Raw genomic sequence first — 24,088 nt, 5'->3', positions numbered from 1 at the left:
TGGCCGCTACATTCGGCGTAAGAGCGGCGTGAAGTTTGTCCGCTTGTTTAACGGCTGTTTTCGGATATTTCAGAACAATTTGCAGACTCCCTGTTTCCTGAGGTTTTAAGCCCATCAGCTTTTTGATATCTTTTTTATTTAAAAATATAGCTATATCCATATACATATTTTGTGATTTGGTGATACCAGCTACCGTAACTATTGTTGTTTGCTGCTGACCATAAATATTTTGCAGTCTTACACGGATTTGGTCATGCAGTTTCACATTGAGGTTTTTGGCTTTGGTTTCGGTCATAAATACCGGATTAATCAGATTTTTATCATAAAAATCTTCGAATTTTCCTTGTTTCAGGTTAAAGAAGCTGGTGTATTCCTTCAACTTTTTCATATCAAAATCTATTCCTACAATAACCAGCAGATCGCTTTTGCCGTTTCCTACACCCCGGCACATGATATTTAAGTTGTCTTCAATGCGAACGATGTCCTTTACCTGAGAACGGATAATTTTTTCAAAGCGGTCTCGGTCTCTGCAAATAGGAGTGCGGAACCGGCCGTTCTCCATAATGTTCAGATCGATATGTCCGGTCATATAAATGATTATTTTGTTAAAAAGTGTGTCTGAAATACCATGCGAGAAGGAATTGGCGATAACCAATATCATCATGCCGAATCCTATAGCTATACCAAGGAAAATATTCCTGCGTTTTTGCCGGAAGAGGTTGCGCAAACTTATTTTTAATAAAAGTCGTAAACCCATGGTTTTCTCCTTTAATCTCTGGCTATGGCTTCCAGCGGTGTGATGCGTCTGGCAATAATAATAGGATAAATAACAGCAAGAAGAGTAACAATAAAAAGCTGGATAATACAGAGCAGAATATCTTCGGATGTTAGAAACGGATGAAATCTTTCGCCCCCATAAACCAGTTGAAGGATTTCGTTAGTAGTTGTTATATGCAAAAGATTTAAAATTTTTATGATCAATGCGCCGCTTGCAATTCCAATTCCGCCAAAAGAAAAAGAAAGCATGAACGTTTCATAAAAAAACATTAACGATATAAAACGTTTTCTGGCTCCGACCGCGCGCATCATACCGATTTCGGGAATTCTTTCCAGCGCGGCCATGCTCAAGGTATTCATAATTATTATAATGGCGACAAAGAAAATGAACATTACAAAAACAAATAAAGCGCCTTTTATCAGGGTGGCCATATCGGCCATTTCCCCCAGAGCTTGTTTCCATGATATAGCTTTTACACCCAAATTACTGTTTTGTAATACCTTATTTAATTTTATAAGGGATGATTTTAAATCTTGCCCGTTTTTAAGTTTTACATAGATTTGGTTATAAATGCCGTTATCCCAATTAGTTGAATGTTCGCTTCGTTTGGTTTCGGTTTGCAGAGTATCTACGGAATATACGGTTTTATTATCTTTATCACTGCTGATGAAGTTGCTGTTGGAAAACATGCTTTCCAGATTTTCATCTTTAAGACTTAATAACTCCTTCGTATCCTCAGATATTTTTGTTTCGCTGTCTCCGGCAGTTACATAACCGAAACATTCCCGAAAGGACTCTATATCTATTATATTCAGAATACCCCAAAAGCTGTTTAATGCCTTGAATTTAATTATTCCGCGCACAGGAGGCATTATATCCATGGCTGTGCTTTTATCATTCATACCCATAAAGACCATTTTATCTTTAACAGCCAGTGTACCTTTCTTATAACTTTCCAAAGCTTCCGGGCTGAGATTTTCAGTGACCAGCTTTGTATTTTCAGGTATTACCCAGTAGTTCAGAAGGAACTCATAATTCATCTTACGGTTAAAATCTGTCAGGAGCAGGCCTCTTTCTTTGGGTAATAACAGCCTTCCTTCGATTGCTTTGCAGTTATTGAACATTCTATTATATTCTTCAAAATCTACACCCATCAGAAAATTGAAATCAGGTTCACCATCTTCGTTGATCAGCATTGCCGTACCCTGAGCTAATGGGACAAATTTGTCTATATATGATTGCGACTGTAATATTTTTTTTATATCACTGTAGTTACTGATAAGCTCTACCTGCTCACCCATCATATTCATAATTACCGTGTTTTTTATTTGCTTACTGGAAATTATTACGATATCACCGGTAAAACTGTTTACAATATTATCCTGCAAGCCTTTATTCAGACCGGTTATAACACCATTACCTACAGTCATAATAAGTGCGCCGAGAAAAAGTATTGTACCGATAACAAAGCTTTTACCTTTGTGCCTAAAAATATTACGCCAGGCAATTTTGAGAGTAATCGGCATTAATTAGTCTCCGCGATACACCCGTCTTTTATTTTTACTATGTGGTTGGCGAACTGCATTACATCAGGATCGTGAGTTGAGAAGATAAAAGTTGTATTTTCTTTTTTATTCAGTTCACGCATCAGGTTTAGAATCTGCGCACCTGTTTCCGAATCCAGGTTAGCTGTCGGTTCATCCGCAAGAATTATACTGGGGGAGGTTACCAATGCTCTGGCAATAGCAACACGTTGTCGCTGGCCTCCGGAAAGCTCTGCAGGTTTGTGCCGGATATGTTCTTTCAGGCCTACGGCGTTAGTTAGTTCTTCTGCTTTTTCTCTGATTTCTTTTCTGGAATATTTTTTCATCAAGAGCAAAGGAAATTCTACATTTTCGAGTACATTTAAAACAGGGATTAAATTAAAGGTTTGGAAAATAAAACCGATTTTAAAAAGACGTAAATCAGTAATTTTTTTATCGTTTAGGCTGGAAATATCTTCTCCGGTTATTTCTATGGAACCCGTTGTGGGCTTGTCGATGCAACCGATAATGTTAAGCAGAGTCGTCTTACCGCTACCGGACGGACCGACAATGGACAGAAAGTCGCCAGCGTGAATTGTAAGATCTATGCCGCGTAAAGCATGAACTGTGGTTTTCCCCAGGGGGTAATCTTTAGTTACCTTTTTCATGGAAATAATATTGGAATTTGCTGTATTTTTTGCCATTATTCACCTCTTTTAAGATGCAATTTATCTTAACTTATGATTGATAAATGGGCAAGTGCAGATACTTTTGGCAGAATGTTTTTCGGTTATGTTGCCTGCGTGGCTCGCTTATTTGTTTGCCGGAATTCCATTTTACGTCGAGTATGTTTAAAAAAATCGTAAAAACTAATTATTATTGTTTCTGATTGTAGTATTTGGCGAAGTCGTCAGGGTTGATATTTTCGATGAAATCTTTAAATTTTTTGGTTTCTTCCTGATCTTTTTCAGCATTAACCATTTTGGCCTTGTACATGACCTGTTCACTGACATAAATAGGAGCATCGGTCCTGACGGCTATGGCTATGGCGTCAGATGGTCTGGCATCCAGTCGCACAATTTCCAGGTCATCATCCTTAATTTCTTCTACTTTTTCTTTGGATTTTTTACTTTTGGATTTGCTTTTTGTTTTTTGAGCTTTGGGAACAAGTAATTCTATGCTGGAATAAAAGGTATCATCTTTAATTTCCGTAATAACCACTCTGTCAACTTCTGCGCCAAGGACTTCGATAATCCCAACCAGAAGATCATGGGTCATGGGGCGTGGCGGCTTGAACTCCTGAAGTTCCATGGCAATGGCCGCAGCTTCGAACATACCTATCCAGATAGGAAGAAAATTACGTTCTTCTGTGTCTCTCAACAAGATTATAGGAGACATATTTCTGGGATCAAATCCAAGACCACCAAGTTGCATTTCTATCATATTATTTCCTTTGAACCTATTGTTTAACTAGTTCGACCAGTTTGGCAAAAGATTCTTTATCGAATGTTGCAATTTCTGACAGCATTTTACGATTCAAAATAATATTTTTAATTTTCAACAAATTGATAAACTTACTATACGATACTGAGTTTTCTCTGCAGGCCGCATTAACACGCGCTACCCATAAATTTCTGTACTGTCTTTTTTTCTCGCGGCGTCCGCGAAAAGAATGGGTCAATCCACTGGTGACCGCTTGTATGGCCGGTCTGTACAAACGATGTAAAGAACCGTAATACCCTTTTGCCAGTTTTAATATTTTTTTTCTGTGTTTTGCTTTTACGTTACCACGTTTAACTCTAACCATTTCTTTCTCCTTATACTCCTAACATTTTTCTAACTTTATCATTATTCTGGGCATTAAGAACCCTTTTACCTCTTCTGTGACGTTTAGGTTTGGAACTCTCATGCTCAAGCAAATGTGACATGCCAGCAGAATAGTGCGTAATTTTATTCTTTCCGGTCAGCATGAATCTTTTTGCTGCTGCTTTTCTTGTTTTCATTTTTGGCATACTAAATCTCCTATAATTTATTTTTTAGCAGATGCTAAAACCATCGAAGCCATCGGACCGTTAAAAATCGGCCCATGTTCAACTATTGCTATATCCTGAAGTTCACCGCTTAAGCGTTTGAGAAGCGATAAACCCAGGTCAGGATGAGTAATTTCTCGACCTCTGAATAGCACTGATACCTTTACTTTATACCCTTTGGCTAAAAATTTAATTGTAGCCCTATAACGAACCTGATAGTCATTTTCGCTGATTTTTGGGCTCATTTTCAGCTCTTTGACAATATTGGTCTTAGTATTTTTTTTGACCTTTTTTTCCAGTTTGTTCTGATTATATATATAGTGACTATAATCTAATAACTTGCAAACCGGCGGATTACTTTCCGGAGATACAGCAACTAAATCCAAATTTGCCTCTTCCGCTTTCTTCAGGGCATCTGCCAGGGTCATAATCTCTTGTGATTTATTATCAATATCTACAAAACGTACTTTATCTGATCTTATTTCTTTATTCTTCGGCAAATGTTTAACTATGCTTACACCTCCAAAAATTCGTAACGATTATACCTTTCCTTACTAAAGCATGTCAATCAGGCTTTTTTATTGGTTAAATCCGCAAACAGGTTAATTACTTCTTCGATAGAGTAAATTGTTGTGGCGGATTCCCCGTGTTTTCTGAGAGACACCTTGTTCTGTTTGGCCTCGTTATCTCCAATTATAATCATATAGGGAATTTGTTCAAGTTGCGCTTCACGAATTTTTAAGCCCAGTTTTTCATTACGGTCATCAATGGCGCCGCGAAAACCCTTTAGTTTTAATTGTTCGTTAATATGCATGGCAAAAACCAGAGTTTCTTCATGGTTGGTGATGCATAATGTTTTGAATTGGACGGGCGCAAGCCAGAAAGGAAATTTGCCCATATAATGTTCGATCAAAATTCCAAAAAATCTTTCCAGAGAACCCAGGAGTGCTCTATGTATCATATAAGGTTGATGTCTGTTGCCATCAGCTCCGATATATGTCATATCAAAACGTTTGGGCATATTGAAATCAAACTGTATCGTGGATACCTGCCATTCACGTTTTAAGGCGTCTTTTATTTTAATATCTATTTTAGGTCCGTAGAATGCGCCGCCGCCTTCATCTACTTTATAGTTTGTAATATTTTCTTTTTCCAAGGCATTTCTCAACGCTTTTTCGGCTTCCCGCCACTCCGTGGGATCACCTACCGAACCTTCTGGTTTGGTAGACAGATAAAAATTCAGGTCGGTGAAACCTAAGGTTTTCCATATATAAATAGAGAATCTGATTACTTCCAGTATTTCGCTTTCCATTTGTTCCGGAGTACAGAAAATGTGAGCATCATCTTGAGTAAAGCCGCGAACTCTTAGTAAACCGTGCAGAACGCCGGATCTTTCATATCTGTAAACCGTACCCAGTTCTGCCCAGCGAAGCGGTAAATCGCGATAGGACCTTAGCGAGGACTTGTAGACCAGGATATGAAAGGGACAATTCATAGGCTTAACAAAATAATCCTGTTCGTCCAGTTGCATGGGCGCAAACATATTTTCCTTATAGAACCCTAAATGCCCGGATGTTTCCCATAGCCAGCTCTGACCTATATGAGGGGAATATATTAATTCATAACCGTGATTAAAATGTTCCTCTTTCCAGAAAGATTCAATTACGTGGCGGATACGGGCACCTTTAGGATGCCAATATATCAGGCCGGGGCCTGCTTTTTCCTGAGTGCTGAACAGGTCCAGTTCTTTGCCCAGTTTGCGGTGGTCACGTTTTTCAGCTTCTTCCAGAAATTTCATATAAGCTGTTAACTCGGTTTCATTTTCAAAGGCGATCCCGTAAATTCGTTGCAGCATGGGATTGGTTTCTTTTCCGCGCCAGTATGCTCCGGAAATTCTGAGCAATTTAATCGCTTTAACTATTCCGGTGGCGGCTACATGAGGACCTCTGCACAAATCCACAAACTCGCCCTGTTCATAGAAGGAAATTTCCTCGTTTTCAGGTAATTCTTTAACCAGTTCTATTTTGTAGGGCTGCTTTTTTTCTTTAAGCAGCGTCAGTGCTTTATCTCTTGGAAGCACTTTTTTGATAAGCGGCAGATTTTCTTTTACAATTTTTTTCACTTCCGCTTCAATTTTTAGCAGATCCTCAGGTACAAGATTAACAGACAGATCAAAATCATAATAGAAACCGTCATCAATAGCCGGTCCTATGCCTAATTTTGCATCAGGATAAAGACGCAAAACAGCCTGGGCCAAAATGTGAGAAGCAGTATGTCGTAGGGCACTGAGATCGTTCATTTAATTTAAGTTTACTATGATACCAAAAGAAAACGCATCGTCAAGAGAATTACCTTCATTATCAATCAACATTTGAATAGGAATTTCTTCACTGTTCTGTTGAGTTTTCAGATATACTTTGTTTTCTTCGGCCCCGAGACCGGGTATGGCGGGGTTATAAAGTTTCTTGTCAAGGCGAGGATAGGGCAATTTGGCCAGATTGAACTGCGGGATTTCGCGAGTGAACATTTTGCTGAGCATGGTTTCGGTTGTTAAAGGTTTTTTCAGGGATATGTTGACTTCCAGAGTTTTACCACTATACCTGGGTTTAATGTGCAATATGCTGGCAAGTTTCCGTTTAAGTTTGCCGGTCCAGGATTTTTCAATATATTTGGCATAAAATTTATCAACCAGTTTTTTATATTTTTTGTTAATTTCTTCTTTGTGCAGGGAAGTAATTAGTGTATTTTTGACCATAACATCGATTTTTTCGTTCATGATCTGCATTAAATTGTCCAGAGCTTGCTCGGCAGTTACGCCTCGTCCCTTGAGACCGATAAATTCTTTAGAGGAAACCTCATACAGATGTTCCGAGCGTTTTTTTACATAAAAAGTTATATCAGCCTGCTTGGGTTGTGTAATTTCTTTACCAGAAGTTGCGGTTGGTGGTAATGACGGTTCAGTTACTTTGGGATTTTTTTTAATGCCAATGTTTTTTATGAGCGATCCTACTTTGTATATAAATTCTTTGAGTATCATAATTTCCTTTATTAAGTATCGTATCATTTTTGATTTTCTATGTCTATTCATTCGGAGGCAGGATTTAAGAATTTTTTCAGGTATATTTATAGAAGTTCCCTGAATGTTGCAGATTATTTCTTAAATAATTCCAGAGCCTCGTTTCTGGTTTTGGGATCAGAATCGAAAACACCCCGGACAGCGGAAGTAATGATTTCAGTCCCTGGCTTCTGGATGCCGCGCATGCTCATGCAGAGATGTTCGGCCTTGAGTACCACCATTACTCCCTGGGGCTGGAAATTTTTCATTATAAATTCGGCAACCTGTGTGGTGAGCCTTTCCTGAAGCTGCAGGCGTTTGGCGTAAGTGTCCACAATGCGGGCAAGTTTGCTGATCCCTGTTATTTTTTTGTCTGGGATATAGGCAATATCCGCGCTTCCGAAAAAAGGCAACAGATGGTGTTCGCACATGGAGTAAAATGGAATATTTTTAACAACAACCATTTCTTGATGGTTTTCAGCATAAAAAAATTTGATGTGGTCAGCCGGATCTTTGTGTATGCCGGAAAAAATTTCCTGATACATCTTGGAAATCCGTTGGGGTGTTTCCTTTAAACCTTCGCGGTCAGTGTCTTCGCCTATTGCTTTGAGTATTTGTTTTACAGCATTTTCTATTTTTTCAGTGTCTATACTTTTTTTCATTATTCACCTCAGACAGTAAAAATCCTGAATACATTCTGAATTAAAACAGTTTTTTTAGCAACAAGACATTTTTGGGAATGTCCGATTGTGTTTACGATAATGTTATGTATAAAAAATTTATAAACTTCGAAAGGACAGGGTAATGAAGGGTAAAATAATCTCGGTAAATATTGAACAAAATGAGCTTTCTGACTACATGTTATTTATACTGGAAGAATTGGGCCGGGGCGTAAATATTTTTGATGGTAATGAAACGGAACAGGTTTTGGAGGAACTACTTAATTATAAAAATATTTATCCCGGGCAGAATAATGTTTTGCGCATTTTATTGGGCAAGATAGAACCTGTGGCAACTAAATATGACCTGGGATTTTTACTGGGAGCAGAAAGACCGGAAATCGATGAAAATGATGAAAAAACAAAAGTCAGGGTTTCCATTTATATATGTCTGGAAAGAATCGATGAAATGAACGCAAAGCTTATAATGCCCAGATTAGCCCGAGATTTCGGTGTATTGAAGTTTGGTACTGCGCCGGGGAAATTTTTTACAAAAAACGAATTGCTTATTAAAGCAGCTGACGATAATGACCTGGATAAACTGCAGCTTTTAATAAAAAAAGGAGCGGATGTTAATGCCACAAATGAAGAAGGCGATACAGCTCTAACCTTATCCGCAGATAAAGGCCATATAAAAATTGTAAAAAAACTTCTGGAAATACCCGGAATCAATGTTAATACAAAAAATAATTATAGTGATTCGGCATTAATACTGGCAGTAGACAGCGGCCATCTGAATGTGGTTAAAGAATTAGTAAAGTTCAAAGAGCTGGAAGTTAACGCAATCGGTGAAAATGGGGACACACCTCTGATGTTGGCTGCGGAGAACGGTAAAATGGATATCGCGGAAGTATTGCTTCATTTTCCGGGTATTGATATCAGTATTCAGAATTCCTCAGGAAAAACCGCTCTGGATCAGGCTAAAAAAGGCGGTTTTCAGGGAATAATCAGTTTGCTGGAGATTTTATACGCTAAAAAAGAATAACAAATGTTAGCCAAGATTTTATCATTAGCCATAACTTCTGATCATCAGCTGTTAAAGCAAAAAATAAACAGACTGGCTGCGGGTGAAAATATATTTAAAGGTGATGGTGCAGATGAAACCATAGAGTTGCTGCTGCACCTCAAAAATCTTGGAATCAGCCTTATCGAAGAATTCTCCAGAATTAATTTTTTTGCCTACTTAAAAGCCGAGCAAAAACCGGAAGTATTCACTTTTAATTATAATGATTACTCGCCATTATCCGGCAGACCCATACATCTTTCCAGCATAGCCGATTTAAGCAAAGCCAGGAAATCGATTTACGTTTGCTTGATCAACCTGCGGGAAAGCAACAAGAAGGCGATAAAAGAACAAATGGCTAAAAATATTGCTTCAGTCAGGGGCAGACTATCCGAAGATCACAAGGATATTCCCAGACAACTCGGTCAGGCGGCATATGATAATGACGTTTATCGAATGCAGGCTTTATTGGAACTGGTTAATGACATCAATTCCAAAGAACTGCGGGAAAAAGAGCTGCTGATCAACGCGGCTAAAGACGGTCACTTGGAAATTGTAAAACTTTTAATAGCAAAAGGTATAAATGTGAACCAGAAACCTGAAATAGGGGAAGAAACAGCATTAATAAAAGCTATTGAAAACAAGTATGTAGATATTGTAAGGGAACTGATCAAGGCTAAGGTCGATGTTAATGTAGTAATACAAAACCAGGAAACACCGCTGATCAAAGCCTGTGACAAAGGTTGTCCATTTGAGATTATAGAAATGCTTATAAAAGCGGGAGCAGACGTTAACGCCAAGGCTGTGCATGGTAATACAGCCTTGTATGAAGCTTGCGGTCATTGCGGTGACGATGCTGATGATTATTATTTGCCAATTGTTAAATTACTTCTGGCATGCAGGGCAGACACTAATGTTCAGGGCTGGCGAGAAACCACACCGCTTATAAAAGCGGTTAATCAGGGACATCTGAAGATTGTCAGAGAGCTACTGGAAGCAGACGCGGATACAAATATCAAGGATGATAATGAGAAAACAGCTTTATTTTACGCTGTTGAGGATAATAATCTGAAAATGGCTAAACTTTTAATAGAATACGAAGCTGACGTGAATATTCCTGAAAAATTTTATGAATATCCCATTCATATTGCTATCAGAAAAAATAATTTGAGGATGCTCAGGTTATTAATTAAAGCGGGCGCTCATAAAAATGTAGCTAAAAAGATAATGAGCGAAACACCGCTTTTTGAGGCTCTAGACAAACCGATTCTTCTCGCTGAACTTTTAAAATATAAAATCAGGTTGAATAAAACCAATTCTTTCAGGCAGACTGCTCTGATGGAAGCTGCCGAGCACGGAAATGAAGCAGCAGTGAAGATGCTCTTAAAAGCCGGGGCCAGGATAGATTTAAAAGATTGGGAAAACAGGACCGCTCTGGATATCGCCAAATTAAAAAAACGCAATACCATTGTCAGTTTGCTGGAAGCAGCCGCAAGCGAAGTAAATATTCAAAAAAAATAATATATTTTTCTGCAACAAAATGAAATAACTGACGATATATGCGTGGTTAGTTTAATAAAACTCAGGAGGTAGAAATGAATAAAAAGATTATAGCAAGCGAGAAGTCGCAAGACGCAAGTTCAGGATTAAGCCTGAATGAGCTTAGAACCGGAAATTATATCGGACCGGTTGTTATGGAATTCAATATGAAGACAGCCAAAATGTCAGGTGGAGAACAGGATGTTTTTATCCAGAAATTAATAAAATATGTTGCCGAAGGAAATAAATTACCTGTTGGGTTTGCATTATGTCTGGAAAATACGCAGATCGGTTTCTGGGGAGAAGACTTAAAGGAATATGGCATACCTTTCAGGGCGCAGGGAATTGATGTATCAACAGGCGGCGAAAATTCTACTGCCACATTACCTGAAAATGTAAAAGCCACAGGAGCTTTTGGAACCCTGAATGCTCACTCTGAAGCCAGAAGAGCAAAAGAATTGGAATATACTGCTCTAGCTGTGTCAAATGTACAGGAAAAAGTGGAACAATTTTTTATCAGCAAGATGCATGCTGCGTTTAAGGCCGGCTTAACCGTAAATTATTGCATGGGTGAGGAATTTATGCCTGTTCCAGGTACGGTTGTCGCCGACAAACAGCATGATATGAAAGCAGCCAAAGCCTTTGTGTTAAAACAAATGGAAATGATTTGCTCCAGCCTTTCCGAAGAAGAAAAAGCAGCAATTGTTGAAGCCGGAAAAGCAGGCAAACTGCCAGTATTCACTGTAGCATATGAGCCACGGTACGCAATTGGTACAGGTATCACTCCTACAAAAGCCCAGGCCGATGAAATGGCTTTGTTAATCAGAGCGGTCTTAGTAAAAGAACTGGGAACAGAAGTTGCCCAGTATATACCAGTACAATATGGCGGTTCAGCTAATGCTGCCAATATCAGCACTATCGGTGGCAGTGAATTTTACCATGGCGCGTTGGCAGCGACAGCTGCTTATAAAATAGCCGAAGGTAAATTCGAAATTCTGACCATGGCCGATAGCAAAGATATCAACATGAATGCAGCAAGATATAACAAAGCCTTGGAAATAGGCCGTCCGGAAAATATTAAAAAATTGTTTCCCAATTCCAACGCCTTGATCGTAAGCGGTAAAACAATGAACGAAATCATTAAAGCTAAAGGTGACACAACTTTAATTGCCGCAAACGGTCGTAATGAAGCGGTACTGAGAGGTTCATTACTGGCTGCTCAGGCTGCAGGATCCGCTGTTATTATCGAAATAGCCAAGTCAGAAGGCGGCATCGAAAGCAGTTATTGCCCTTATAACTATCTGGACCTGGCCAAGAAAGTCGATCAACTGGCTAACGAGCTTAATATTAGAGTACCGATCGCGATACATGCCGATCATTATGGTATCAAATCACAGGCTGACATTGACAAGGCCATGATAGAAATTCCACAAATGATTGAAGCTGGTGTGACATCTATAGCTATAGACGCTTCACATATGCCTGATCATCTTAATCTGCTGGCCAATATAGCTTTACAAAAAGTACTGCCTTCCTGGGCAGGTTATGAAACAGAAATCGGTGAAATAGTCGGTAAAAAAGGCTTAAATACTCTGGTAGACGCTATATTCCTGATAGCCGGTCTTAACGCGCATGGTATTTTTCCTGACTGGCTGGCCATCAATAACGGTACCACTCACGGTGTGGAAAAGAGCGATGCCGGTATTCAGGTAGAACTTACCGGTGAAATACATGAAGGCATTAAAGAATATGATGTTGTAGGCGCACAGCACGGTACATCGGGAAACAATAATGACAGGTTAACTGCCATCAGACAAAAAACCAGGACTACTAAGGCAAACCTGGCTACAGCTTTGCAGATGATTTCCTGGGGTGTGAAAGTTAACGAATTCGGCAACGCCGAACAGGCTAATACAACAAATATAGCCAAAGCCGATTTGGAAAAAATGTTTGAAAAACATGAAGCCACAGTTAAACTGGACAGCTTCTGGTCTCAACTTTCTGCTTTGGGTGAGGATACCGGTATTAACGGTATGTACAAGATAGATATAATCGCCAACAAGGAAAAAGTGTCAGCGATTACCAAAGGGCTGGAAATTTCTGAAAAACTGGACAAAGAAATCCAGGCAATATTGGATAAATACAGAGATTTCGTCAAAGAAGATACTAAGGGTGTTACAACCGAACTTTGGAACAAGATGATGAAACACGCGCTGGAGAAAAAGTGGAGAGGTGGCGACATTAAGAAGCTCAATAAGCCTTTTGAAACTGATATGCTGGCGCAGTCACAGGAAATTAAAGACAGAATGGTGCAGGACGTGAGAGATTTTATGATACCTTTGATGACCAATGTCTTTAATTCAGCCGGCACAGCGAAACTGGTTGTAGACGGAATACTGAAAAACAGCTCAGCTGAAGTAAAACGTGATGTTAAGATCATAGCCAATCCCGAAGAGTGGGGCGTAAACATTACTGATCCAAAAGAAAAAGAAGAATTCTTAAGACTTAAATCCATTCAAATGGGTGTAAGCGCAGCGCTTAAAACAGGTAAGTCTGAATAATTCAAATTACTAAGACTCCTCTCTTAGTAAAAAAAGGCCGGGATTTTTCCCGGCCTTTTTGTTTTACACCCTTGGTAAAATGGTTTGCGGTGTTGCTTGCCTCGGAGTAGCTTTAGCGAAGCCTGGGTTACTCCTATAGAGCCCAGAGATTTGTCGGGATTTATGCAGATGGCTGTCACTCAATATTTTTCATCGAAGGAGAAAGCTGGTTAAAACTTACTGTTCAAAAGTAACTTTTATAAAAGCCGTTGTAGGTGAGACCAGGAATTTATTGGCATTTATTTCCAGGACAGTATCATTAATCTCTACAGAAACTATTTTTACCGGCAGATTGATTTCTATGTTTTTCGGGGGAACATCGTAAACGTTTTCGATCAGGATAGTAAGTTCATGATTCTTCACAACTTCATATTTGAAATTTATATTGCCGAAATAACTCAGCGCGTTTTTTACTTCTATAATTTCAAATAAAGAAACCCAATCTTTGGGTATTACCGGTGTAAGTACCAGAACGTCGTTTTCTTCTACAAAAAGCATATTTCTTACTACCATAAGAAAGTCAGCCGCTGCCCAGCCGTGATGACCATCACCTATTACTCCGCCGAAAGTAAAGGGGTGAATGGATTCAGGCCAGGTAAAGGTATGTGTGGCTATATTCAGCATCCATTGCAAAATATCCAGCGCTTTGGGGTTGCGCTGGGCCAGATATACCTGAGCTACATGCATATTCAAATATGTGCCGTGTCCGGAATGATTAATGTCATGAAAAAAAACTCCGTTAGTAAAACAATTTTGTTCCAAAAATTCCATGGTATTTACCAGTCTTTCGTCAGTCGGATCAAAAATTTTCAAAGGATAAATTGTTGCCAGACTGCCAATAGCCGCACTGTCCATATAGCGGGTAGGTGATATGGGCAGACAGGGTTTGTCAAATTTCTTATTTGCATAAAGTAGTGAATCATTAATATTTTTTTGCAGCCTTTCTATTGCCTTGCCGATCCGGCGTGTGTCTATTTTTTCATCTGGCAGTTGTTCGATAAGAAATTTAGCGTCTATTAACCCCTTCAGGGCCCAATAATCATCCCAGTAGTAACAATCATTAGCGCCAAAGTGCTCGGCACTGAGTCCATCAGGCATAAGGCCTTGATAGGGAATGTCTTTGTTGGCTGTTTTGTTCAGTTTATCAATCAGCCATCTCGCTCCGGAATGAACAGACGGCAGAAGTTTACGCAGAGTTTCTTTATCTTTTGTTAACCTGTAATATTCAGCGATTGTCCATATTGCCTGTCCGTTGCTGTCCCATTCTGATAATTGCGAGTGAAAGACACCGTTCAGTTTCTGGCGGGATGGATAGGTATGCAGCACTTCCCGGGTTTCGTTAATGAAGCCGGCCTTAGCTAAAGCCTGCAGCAAATAGGCTGCGTCACGAAACCAGAAATGGTGGTAACTGAAAGGGCCGGGAGTTATGCTTTTACCGTCATAAAAAAGCATTAAATAGCTGATGTTGGTTTTAAAGGCTTTTTCCAGTTTTTTGTCCGGGATGGATATCTGAATACTGTCCTGCAGCTTTTTTTTCCATTCATTGACAGTGTCCTGTTTGTATTTATCGTAAGAACCTTCGCGATAGAGCTCTTTTTTAATAATAATCTTTTTGTCCATAGGAATACGGAATTCCAGTTCTTTTTGCTCGCCGGGATTTAAATAAATGTCATAACCGGCACAGGCCGTGGCCAGTCCTGCGTCGCATTTGCTGTCATATTTACTGTTAATCGGTTTTTTTACTATTTGCAGGCTGACGTCTCCCTGTTTAAAATTGGAGCAAAGCACATGATGAGGTTTTTCCATCAGGAGCAAACCAAGGGAACCATTTACATAAAATTCTTCATTTTGATATAAAATTTTGTGAATAAGGCTGATACCTTCCGGGTTATAAGGCCTTATAGACACATAGACCGAGATATCATCGCCCAAAAGCCCATGGTTGGACACTTCCACCTGGTGTAAGATAACGTCCCTATCGTAAATATTTTGTGCGAAAGTAGTGATAAGCAAAACAAAATTTTCTACTTCAAAAGTTGTCTCTATGACAGGAATGCTGTGCAAGACGCGCTGTTTTATCTGGCGAAGTCTGGGAGGTGCATATAAAACACCTTTATATACGGCGAAAATGTCTATGGACCAGCCGTCAATATTTGGTGTTACCATTCCCCTGGTATCCAGGATCGCTTCTTTTTCTTTCATCAGGTTGCCGATCGCGGTCCAGTTACGATGGGCTACATTAATTGAAGGGATTTGAAAACCCCGGGGAATAAAGCTTAGCCCCTTACTATCATGCTGGCGAACAACCCAGTAAGGCCAGACCCAGTTTAAATAGGAGGGGATTACTATATTATTAAATATACCTCTGACCAGATTTAAAACATTTAAAGAGATCAGGTCTTTAGGCAGACCTATTTTTGTTTGCCTGCCTGCAATGGTCATGGGTTTAATATAGGCAATCGCCGTATGTGGAATACCGAAACGGTTGGAGATAAAATTTAACAGTCCTTTTTTTACAACATTAAACATTATTTATTTATCCTGTTGATCAGAGTATCCAGCCGGAAAGGTTTGACAAAAATGTCTTTAATACCCAGCTCCATAAGCTGTTTTACCATTTCTTTATCTATGCTTTTGGCTATTATAATAAGCAGTGCGTCAGGATCGATTTTTTTTAGCTCCTGTATAAATCCAATCTTATTGGTGTCTTCAAGGTTAATGTCTATAACCATGACTTCAGGTTGGGCCCGCTGGCATTCTGTCAGTGTTTCCGTAACAGTAGAAGCTTCAATCAGAGAGTGATTTTTATTTTCAAGACTGCTTTTTAGCCGGGTACGGACAAAAGCGGTGGAGTCAGCAAGGAGTACTCTTTTCATGATCTAAGTTCATGATATACAACTTTTATAGATTATTCAATAAAAACAGCAGCTTTAAGGGTTATAAGAAGAAGTTTTTCACCTAGTTGTGTCTCTCTCTATTGCTTTGTAAAGCCTTGGTTATCCGAAAATATATTTTGTCATTGCGAGGAATGTTAATGACGAAGCAATCCACGTATCTAGAAATGTAGATTGCCGCGCTTCGCTCGCAATGACTTTAAAGTTTTCATTTTCGGACTAAAGCTACCCGAAGGCTGAGGAGAGGAAGGAAGAATCCAGACAATAGTTTGTAAACACTGGATTCCTGCATTCGCAGGAGTGGTACATTTTTTACCTGGATACCTCTGTTTTGTTGAGGTTACGCAGATATTCTATAACAAAGGAAAGAAAAACTCCTGCGATCAGGCTGGTCACGATGCTAATAATCATGATCATTTTTTTGTTGGGTTTACTTTTAAATACAGGCATATCGGCTTTATCCAGGATCACGACCAGAGGCTTTTGAGAAGATATTTCCAGCTGTTCGTTAATATGGTCAAGATTACTTATGCAAAAATTCACTAGTTTAGCGGCAAGAAGAGGATTCCTGTCTTCGAATGACAGAGTTATGAAACTGGCTTTGTCTTTTTCTACAGAAAGATTTCCTTTAAAAATTTTTATGGTTTTTTCCAGATCAAAAGTGGCTTTATATTCTGGAGAAACCTGCATTTTTTCAGGTTTATGGTTTTCCTCCATTTCCCGACTGTTAGCAATAAGTTTTAGGGTGGCTATTATTTTATTTTTATAGGTTGAATATTTTTCAGGAAGCTCTAATTGAAAATTTTTGTTTTTGAAATTTAGTTTGTCTGTAGCATAACCTTTTTCATCTATATAATCATTTTGTTTCAAATAGTCCCAAAGCACCAGAGAATCATCAGAGCTTATACCGTCAATAATTGTAAAAGCCTGTTTGCTGAGCTGTTTTTCGTAATAAGCTACGAGGTTGAAGTTATTTATAACTTCTTTGGCCATAAGCCTGCTATTCAAAAGTTTTACTACGATATCTACCGGAGTAGCGTCACCGCCAAGCAGCGAGCCCACTCCCAGATTGCTCAAAGCTGATAAATATGAAGAAGATGTCGATTTTGCCGGAGAAAAAATTACTGCCTGAGCTTTATAAAGATTGGGCAAACTCTTGGCATAAAAATATGTGCCGGTAACGGAAACAAGAACAATTAAAATAATGAGCCATAAATATTTTTTTATAGTTAAGAAAAGCTGAACCAGGTCAATCTCGTCTTCTTCCATATTTCCATAAGGATAATAAGCATATGGTGGAGGAGGCTGAGGAGAGATTTGCTGCGGTTCTTTAGGTTCGATATTGGCTGAACTTTTCATTGTATGGTTCTAGATGATAAGAGATTTAAAATTAAATGTCAACTTAGTTCATTAGTGCATAAGTGCAGGAGCTCCCTGAGGTTCTCGAAGGGAGCGCAGCCCCAGTGCCGTCATTCCGAGCGAAGTCGAGGAATCTTTAGTTCAAGAGCTGAAGTGTTTTAAGTTAGAGATCCCTCCATTACGCTACGCTTCAGTCGGGATGACAGTTCTTTGAAGAGGATGAAGGATCCGGGAATCCAGTCTTTATAATGTGTTTGCCACGAGTCCATGAGTGGATGAGTAGAGTGGAGGATTATTTGTAATTTTTTATGGTATTTATTAGATTTTTTAATTCTTTGGCCTCAGCCACACTTCTTATCTCATAGTTAGGAGCACTTAAGAAAGACCTGTCGGCTTTGTGTTTAAGCAGCAATTCTACTGCATCGGGTCTATAGTAGTAAATGGCACGTTCTAAAGGTGAAGAGGTGTTTTCCCCACAAAGATTCACTTCAGCCCCGTGGTCGATAAGAAGACGGACTGTATCAAGACAGTTTTTATAACTTAGAGTATGACTCAAGGGGGATAAACCCTCAGTATCCAGTTCATTGACTTTAGCGCCATTATTTATCAGGAACAAGACCACATCTTTATTCAGGTTCATGGCAGCGTAGAATAATGCTGTCCAGTTGTTATACCCGCGCTTGTGGATGTTTGCCCCTTTCCGAAATAAATATTCTGTTATCTGTAAATGTCCGGATAAAGCCGCATACATAAAAGGCGAACAATCGTTAGACTCGTCCGGTTCAACAGAAATGCCTTTTTCATCAATCAGATATTTTACTATGTCGAAATGTTTTCGAAAGCAGGCATTATCTAATGCCGAACGTTTATGTGAATTCCTCTGTGTAAGATCTGCTCCGGCGTTTACCAGAAGTTTAATGATCTCCAGATAACCTTTTTCAGCAGCCCTGATAAGCGCTGTCCCGTCGCCGTAATTATTATCTATCAGTTCCTTGGAACAATAGTTCAGAAGCAGTTTAACAATGTCAGTGTTGCCTTTATCGGCTGCGTGTTGTAACGCTGTTCCCCAATGGTCTCTGGGTTTATAATTAGCCCCTGCCTGGATAAGCATTTTGACAATATTATAGTTCCCGGCTTTAACTGCCACGATCAGAGCGGATTCTTTACTATTATTGACGACGTTCAAATTGATCTTATTTTTCAACAAACGTTCTACTGTTTTTTCCAGATTGGCTTTACAGGCTAACATTAAAGCACTATTTCCATCCCGATTTTTTATGCCGAGTTTTGGTTTATGGTCCAAAACCAAGTCGATTATTTCCTGATCACCTTTTTCAATAGCGCAGATTAAGGTCGAATTGTCCCAGGCGTCTTTGATATTGACATCGACAATTCGGTTTAATAAATAAAGGGCTATAAATTTATGATTATTTTCGATTGCCCAGATTAGAAGGGAATTATAAGTTCCAAATTTATAACCTTCCAGGTTTACGCCGGCTTCCAGCAACATCAATACAATATTTTCATTACCTTTAAAAAATGCTCTTTTTATTATTGCTGAATCTTCATCTTTGACATCGGACCTGAAATTTATATCAGCTCCGTCTTCAATCAGTTTGCGTACAAGTTCTTCGTTTTTGTTTTTAATAGCTTCCATTAATTCTTTGTTGTGATGACCGACAGCCTTTGGTTGTCTGCGAGGTATATAGCCTATTATAGAAAAGTCTCTGATTAACCGGTCCAGGATCATGTGGCTGTTTTTATCATTTAGATTCAGGAGACAGGTCCAGATGGATATCCTGGCGCTGGATATTGTGTCTCCGGTTGCCGGTCTGTTTTTTTTAAGTAAAAAATCCAGTCTGTCCGGATCCTCTTTGCCAATAATTTTTAGTCGTTCTTCCGGCTTTATTTTAATTAACATTTCCAGAAATAATTTAACTTCAGGTTCGGCAAAGGGATTTATATTATGCTTTAGGCACCCAAGAAATATTCTTAGTTGTATTTTCACATTTCCTGAGATTTTTGGTTGCGCTATAATTTTTCCCAGCATTAAAAGCTCCTGGTTATTTATCGTATGTCTGATCGGGAATTCTCAGGTATTTATTAATGAATATTTATAATTCAGAGATTAGATAAACACATGGATGATGGCCACGTCGCAAAAGCTCCTCGCAATGACAGTGTAATTATTTTCGGACAATCAGGACCTATAATTAAATGGAGTTATAAAAATTCCAGACCTTTTCGATGAACATATCTCGAACCCTGTAGTTGAAATATATTTTTTCACGGTCAAATTTATGGTCCAGCCTAAGCTGTTCCAGTCTGTCTTCCAGCATTCCGGCGATATTTTCATCATCAATAAAGAATGCTATTTCGCTGTCCCGATAATGTGACCGCAGATTCATGTTCGCCGAACCTAAAACTATATACCGCCGATTGGCTATCAATAGTTTGGCATGGATAAATATATCCCGCGGTGTCCATAAATTTACTATTTCACCGTTTAATGAATGTGCATAATAATCAAGATAATGTTCCTCAAAAAGGAATTTATCATACATACTTTTCTGCGAAGGATGCTCCAGAGATTTATAATAAATCGGTGCGGCTTTAAGTATGCGAGGATGATCGGTTGTAGCTATACCATTGGTGTAGATGTTTATCGCGCAATCCGGTGTTCGTCCTTTTGTCCACAAAGCATTATTTAATTTTTCTGGCGGGAAGAAATATGGATATACAAGAGTAAGCCGGCTTGCTTTGTGTATCATTTTTTCAAAAAGGTTTGTAATCACATTACGACGACCTGGAATACTATGAAAGACTTCAACCTGGACACCATTTTCCAGCGGTTTTATAGGCGGAAACAGTTTGGGCAGATCAGTTGTACTGAAGGTTGTACCTTTTATCCTTTGCCAGTTTTGCAAATAAACAGCTTGAATGGTGTTTACGCAAGGCCCGTTGAATTCGATGTCGATATCAAAAACTTCTCTGGAATTATAGTATCTGCGGGCTTTATTGCGTCCTCCTTCAATAGCGGTCAATCCATCAATCAGAAATATCTTTTCGTGTGCCCTGTTATTTAATTTCCAAAATTTCCATCTGGGATTATTAATGGCTATATCCACTCCTGCTTGTGACATTTTTTTTAACAACTTTTTTCCTTTTCCCAGATGAAAACCATCATTGATGATTCTGGAAGCCATGTCCCCCGTAGTTTTTTCCATTATCGGCTCAGCAAGCATTCTGCCCACTTCATCATCTGCAAAATATAGTGTTTGAACATGGATAGAGCTTTTCGCGCTTCTTATTAGCTGTAAATTACGCTCCAGTGCTTCCTCGCCCGAAAGTAAGAGTGTAACTGTATTTCCTGAAGTTTTTGCTGGGAAATTAAAAATGTCTATGGCGATAATTTTTCTTTTCATTATTGTCCTGCTTCAAATTATCGATTAAACATAAAAATAATCTCATTTTCCAAAACAAAAAAGTATTTTAACTTTGTCAAAAAAAAAGCTACATGTTAATATTTGATTTACCATGCTCGTGAGAAAAGACAAACCTTTGACAGAGATTATGTGCAAAAAAGGGTTTACCTTTTCCTGCGAACTTGTGCCGCCGCGAAACGGCGAACCGGCGGAAAATATTTTCAAAAAAGTAGAAATTTTAAAAAAAGCCGGTGTGGATTTTATTTCTATAACCCGTGGCGCCGGCGGTTCATTGCGCGGTGGTACTGTACCCATAGCTTTTTTAATCAAAGAAAAATATAAAATACCGGTTATTGCGCATTTTACCTGCATGGATTCTACTATCCCGGAAATTGAGAATAACGTAATAGATCATTCTTATCTGGGCATAACCAATATACTGGCACTGCGCGGAGATCCGCCAACCGGTGTGTTCGCCAATTACTGCGCCACAGATAATCAGCATCAGTATGCTTATCAGCTTATTAAACAGATCAAAGAGCTTACCGAGGGAAAATACATTTTGCGCAAAGGGTTTGATGCCGACAGCCAAACTTTTCATGAGGGTGAGCCTCTGGATTTTTGTATGGGTGCTGCCGCCTATCCGGAGCCGCTGGACATCAGTCTGGATAAAAGCGTGGATTATTTTGTGCTGAAAGTTAAAGAGGGCGCGCAGTGGGCAATTACCCAGATGATTTATTCGCCGGAAAACTACAAACTTTTTTTAAAAAAATTACATGCTAAAGGCATAGATATACCAATTTTGCCCGGAGTAAGAGTTATGATCTCCGGCAAACAGGCCGAATTTCTGCAGAAAACTTTTAAAATAAATATTCCCGAAGAATATGTGGATATTATTAATAAAAATGACCATAGTCTGAATAAGACATTTATTAAAAACCTCATCCTGGAATTCAGGGCCGCGGGCGCCAGAGGTATTCAGTTTTTTGTAATGAACGAAGCCGAACTGGTGGGTGAAATAATCAAGGAAATGAAAAAAATGTTCAGAAATGAACCGTATTGTACATGCTAAATGGTGAAAGGTGAACAATGAAAAGTGAAAAGAGCGTCATGCTGAGCTTGACGAAGCATGATAGTTGAAAGCTTAAGGATGAAAGTTGAGAGTTGATAAAGTATGACAAAAGGCAGGTTGAAGGAAGAAATTGGATGATAGGACGGTTGGAGGCTTGGATTTCTTCTTCCCGACTCAACAAACAAACAACCATTGGGAGGTTCAAATGAGAGACATAAGTTTGCCGGGAATAAAAAAAGTTAAGAGCGGTAAGGTCAGAGAAGTATTTGAGATTAGCGACAAACTGCTGATAGTAGCCACAGACCGTATTTCCGCTTTTGATTATATTTTACCGCAGACTATTCCTGATAAAGGAAAAGTATTGAATTCCATTTCAGAATTCTGGTTCAATTATCTGGAAGATATTATTCCCAATCATATGATTACCGCGGAAGTAAAGTATTATCCGCAGGTATTACAGCAATTTAAAGATATCTTAAATCAGCGGTCTATGCTTGTGAAAAAAACCGAGGTTGTAAAGCTGGAATGTATTGTGCGCGGTTATATAACCGGGTCAGGCTGGACAGAATATCAACAGACAGGCAAGGTTTGCGGGATTGAACTGTCCAAAGGTTTACTGAAATCGCAAAAACTGGAAGAACCTATATTTACCCCTTCAACCAAAGCAGAAGAAGGACATGATGAAAACATCGATGAAAAAAAAGCCATAGACATTGTGGGTAAAGATGTCTTTGAAACTGTTAAGGACAAGAGTCTGCGACTTTACAGCAAAGCCAGAGATTTCGCTGAAAACAGAGGTATTATTATCGCTGACACCAAATTTGAGTTTGGTGTTTATGAAGGTCAGATAATTCTCATAGATGAAGCTCTTACTCCCGACTCATCAAGGTTCTGGCCTTTGGACCAATACGAAGTTGGCAAGGAACAACCTAGCTTTGACAAGCAGTTTGTCCGCAATTATCTGCTGGACATAAATTGGGACAAAAAACCTCCTGTACCTGATTTGCCTGAAGATGTGGTTCAAAAAACCAGCGAGAAATACAAGGAAGCTTACACCAAACTAACCAGCGAAAGTCTTTAATAATAATTATAGAAAATGTTCCATAAGATAGCTTTTTATTTTTTCATTATGAGAAATATCCACAAAAATTTCCGGTTTGATATTTAAATAATAGAGTGTCAGGTTTTCAGGGTTAAATATAAAGTGCTTCAGAGATAAATCTATAAACAGATTATTCGTAATTATTATATATGGCCTTAATTGTGCAGCGATTATTTTTCGATAGTTTGTCCATTTGTCATGTAATATTGCTTTTTCTCCATCTCTGTAACCAGGGTCTTTATTGAACATTTCAAATAAATGAACTCCATTAATTTTTTCCTGAATGATGACCGGGTATAATTTTGTAAGAATATTACTGCCAAATATGCCTTTTTTGTTTAGAATAAATTTTGTTTGAGGAATAGTGTTTGCGAATTTCTCTTTTAATCTTTCATAGTGGGCTAAATGAATGTATAAGAAAAAGCTCACCCGGTCTGTTGTTTTAGAAAAATCTATTGAGGATATTTGTGGCCATTTTACTTCAACTTTTTCCCACAGCAGATTTTTTATAGAACGTTTAAAGGCATTCGTGCTGTGCTCTCTGGTAAGATTAAACAAAAAATTTTTAAAAAATTTTTTGGTCGGGTATTTAGTAGCTATCATATCGATAAATCCAATTTTGAAACTGTCATTTGTTTTTTTTGTATGTCCGGGAAGCCCATATGTATTAAAATTTGTGAATTGATCTACTGTAATTGGCCTGGAGACTGAAGTGTATTGGTTATAAGCGATATGTTTATTTTGCATGATTTATTCCGGATAGATTATTTATATATCGATATCAATTAATCAGAAATTCAAAAAATATTTACATCAATTATCAGCGGCGAAGCATATAAATTGCCAGGAACCAGCAAAGTAGTATAGAATTGTATCCCATGAGCATACAGCGAATAGCTTTTTTTGATTCCGGTATAGGCGGCCTTACAGTTCTAAAAGAAGCGTTAAAAATATTACCCCGGGAAGATTATATATATTACGCGGACACG

At 38.7% G+C, this 24,088-nt stretch carries 22 protein-coding genes and 1 pseudogene; 7 read left to right on the top strand and 16 right to left on the bottom strand.

Annotation, left to right across the window (positions count from 1 at the left end; translation table 11 throughout):
• The 10 genes from PHV30_07225 to folE form a co-directional block, all read right to left on the bottom strand.
• A partial coding sequence (locus PHV30_07225) for a hypothetical protein (protein ID MDD5456807.1) occupies positions 1-757 on the bottom strand: 757 nt, incomplete at its 3' end.
• Positions 758-768: 11 nt separating this feature from the next.
• On the bottom strand, positions 769-2,304 hold the full coding sequence (locus tag PHV30_07220; GenBank protein ID MDD5456806.1) for an FtsX-like permease family protein: 1,536 nt from the start codon (positions 2,302-2,304) through the stop codon (positions 769-771).
• On the bottom strand, positions 2,304-3,005 hold the full coding sequence (locus PHV30_07215) for an ABC transporter ATP-binding protein (GenBank protein MDD5456805.1): 702 nt from the start codon (positions 3,003-3,005) through the stop codon (positions 2,304-2,306). The genes PHV30_07220 and PHV30_07215 overlap by 1 nt, the downstream gene beginning before the upstream one ends.
• Positions 3,006-3,177: 172 nt before the next feature.
• A complete protein-coding gene (locus PHV30_07210; protein ID MDD5456804.1) occupies positions 3,178-3,744 on the bottom strand; it encodes a bifunctional nuclease family protein in 567 nt (188 codons plus the stop codon).
• Positions 3,745-3,760: 16 nt separating this feature from the next.
• Positions 3,761-4,108, bottom strand: a complete 348-nt coding sequence (gene rplT / locus PHV30_07205) for a 50S ribosomal protein L20 (protein ID MDD5456803.1) — start codon at positions 4,106-4,108, stop codon at positions 3,761-3,763.
• A 10-nt stretch (positions 4,109-4,118) separates the two neighbouring features.
• Positions 4,119-4,313 (bottom strand): 50S ribosomal protein L35, encoded by a 195-nt coding sequence (gene rpmI, locus PHV30_07200; protein MDD5456802.1) that lies wholly within the window; start codon positions 4,311-4,313, stop codon positions 4,119-4,121.
• Between the two features lie 17 nt (positions 4,314-4,330).
• The gene (infC, locus tag PHV30_07195; GenBank protein ID MDD5456801.1) at positions 4,331-4,831 is read right to left on the bottom strand and encodes a translation initiation factor IF-3; all 501 of its coding nucleotides are present in this window, start codon (positions 4,829-4,831) and stop codon (positions 4,331-4,333) included.
• Positions 4,832-4,899: 68 nt separating this feature from the next.
• Positions 4,900-6,630: a threonine--tRNA ligase gene (gene thrS / locus PHV30_07190; GenBank protein ID MDD5456800.1), complete on the bottom strand. Its 1,731-nt coding sequence runs from the start codon at positions 6,628-6,630 to the stop codon at positions 4,900-4,902.
• A complete protein-coding gene (locus tag PHV30_07185; GenBank protein ID MDD5456799.1) occupies positions 6,631-7,395 on the bottom strand; it encodes a hypothetical protein in 765 nt (254 codons plus the stop codon). It lies immediately after the preceding gene.
• A gap of 86 nt (positions 7,396-7,481) precedes the next feature.
• Positions 7,482-8,048: a GTP cyclohydrolase I FolE gene (gene folE, locus PHV30_07180; GenBank protein MDD5456798.1), complete on the bottom strand. Its 567-nt coding sequence runs from the start codon at positions 8,046-8,048 to the stop codon at positions 7,482-7,484.
• A gap of 142 nt (positions 8,049-8,190) precedes the next feature.
• On the opposite strand from folE, the gene PHV30_07175 reads away from it, so the two are divergent.
• The 4 genes and pseudogenes from PHV30_07175 to PHV30_07160 all read left to right on the top strand — a co-directional run bounded on the left by PHV30_07175 (position 8,191) and on the right by PHV30_07160 (position 13,208).
• Positions 8,191-9,090: an ankyrin repeat domain-containing protein gene (locus PHV30_07175; GenBank protein MDD5456797.1), complete on the top strand. Its 900-nt coding sequence runs from the start codon at positions 8,191-8,193 to the stop codon at positions 9,088-9,090.
• A gap of 3 nt (positions 9,091-9,093) precedes the next feature.
• Positions 9,094-10,629 carry an ankyrin repeat domain-containing protein gene (locus tag PHV30_07170; GenBank protein ID MDD5456796.1) on the top strand — a complete coding sequence of 512 codons (1,536 nt, stop codon included), beginning with the start codon at positions 9,094-9,096 and terminating at the stop codon, positions 10,627-10,629.
• 185 nt (positions 10,630-10,814) lie between these two features.
• Positions 10,815-11,615, top strand: a pseudogene (locus PHV30_07165) (triose-phosphate isomerase).
• Between the two features lie 57 nt (positions 11,616-11,672).
• Positions 11,673-13,208 (top strand): class II fructose-bisphosphate aldolase, encoded by a 1,536-nt coding sequence (locus tag PHV30_07160; GenBank protein MDD5456795.1) that lies wholly within the window; start codon positions 11,673-11,675, stop codon positions 13,206-13,208.
• A gap of 216 nt (positions 13,209-13,424) precedes the next feature.
• Here PHV30_07160 and PHV30_07155 read toward each other — a convergent pair whose 3' ends face one another.
• From PHV30_07155 to PHV30_07135, 5 genes are all read right to left on the bottom strand, one after another.
• The gene (locus PHV30_07155; GenBank protein MDD5456794.1) at positions 13,425-15,776 is read right to left on the bottom strand and encodes a hypothetical protein; all 2,352 of its coding nucleotides are present in this window, start codon (positions 15,774-15,776) and stop codon (positions 13,425-13,427) included.
• Positions 15,776-16,123, bottom strand: a complete 348-nt coding sequence (locus PHV30_07150; protein MDD5456793.1) for a response regulator — start codon at positions 16,121-16,123, stop codon at positions 15,776-15,778. Before PHV30_07150 ends, PHV30_07155 begins: the two co-directional genes overlap by 1 nt.
• Positions 16,124-16,453: 330 nt before the next feature.
• Positions 16,454-17,500 (bottom strand): Wzz/FepE/Etk N-terminal domain-containing protein, encoded by a 1,047-nt coding sequence (locus PHV30_07145; GenBank protein ID MDD5456792.1) that lies wholly within the window; start codon positions 17,498-17,500, stop codon positions 16,454-16,456.
• A 292-nt stretch (positions 17,501-17,792) separates the two neighbouring features.
• Positions 17,793-19,550: an ankyrin repeat domain-containing protein gene (locus PHV30_07140; GenBank protein MDD5456791.1), complete on the bottom strand. Its 1,758-nt coding sequence runs from the start codon at positions 19,548-19,550 to the stop codon at positions 17,793-17,795.
• A gap of 163 nt (positions 19,551-19,713) precedes the next feature.
• A complete protein-coding gene (locus PHV30_07135; protein ID MDD5456790.1) occupies positions 19,714-20,925 on the bottom strand; it encodes a phosphatidylserine/phosphatidylglycerophosphate/cardiolipin synthase family protein in 1,212 nt (403 codons plus the stop codon).
• A gap of 136 nt (positions 20,926-21,061) precedes the next feature.
• Between PHV30_07135 and PHV30_07130 the strand changes: the two genes are divergently transcribed.
• Together PHV30_07130 and PHV30_07125 are read left to right on the top strand one after the other, a co-directional pair.
• The gene (locus PHV30_07130; protein MDD5456789.1) at positions 21,062-21,997 is read left to right on the top strand and encodes a methylenetetrahydrofolate reductase; all 936 of its coding nucleotides are present in this window, start codon (positions 21,062-21,064) and stop codon (positions 21,995-21,997) included.
• 205 nt (positions 21,998-22,202) lie between these two features.
• Positions 22,203-23,078: a phosphoribosylaminoimidazolesuccinocarboxamide synthase gene (locus tag PHV30_07125; GenBank protein MDD5456788.1), complete on the top strand. Its 876-nt coding sequence runs from the start codon at positions 22,203-22,205 to the stop codon at positions 23,076-23,078.
• A gap of 6 nt (positions 23,079-23,084) precedes the next feature.
• Here PHV30_07125 and PHV30_07120 read toward each other — a convergent pair whose 3' ends face one another.
• Entirely contained in the window at positions 23,085-23,846 is a 762-nt protein-coding gene (locus PHV30_07120) for a hypothetical protein (GenBank protein ID MDD5456787.1), read from the bottom strand.
• Positions 23,847-23,977: 131 nt separating this feature from the next.
• On the opposite strand from PHV30_07120, the gene PHV30_07115 reads away from it, so the two are divergent.
• The coding region (locus PHV30_07115) for a glutamate racemase (protein MDD5456786.1) at positions 23,978-24,088 on the top strand (111 nt) is incomplete at its 3' end.

The sequence above is a fragment of the Candidatus Margulisiibacteriota bacterium genome, assembly GCA_028715625.1.
Taxonomy (GTDB): Bacteria; Margulisbacteria; Riflemargulisbacteria; order GWF2-35-9; family GWF2-35-9; genus JAQURL01.
This window is presented reverse-complemented; position numbering and strand designations above follow the sequence as displayed.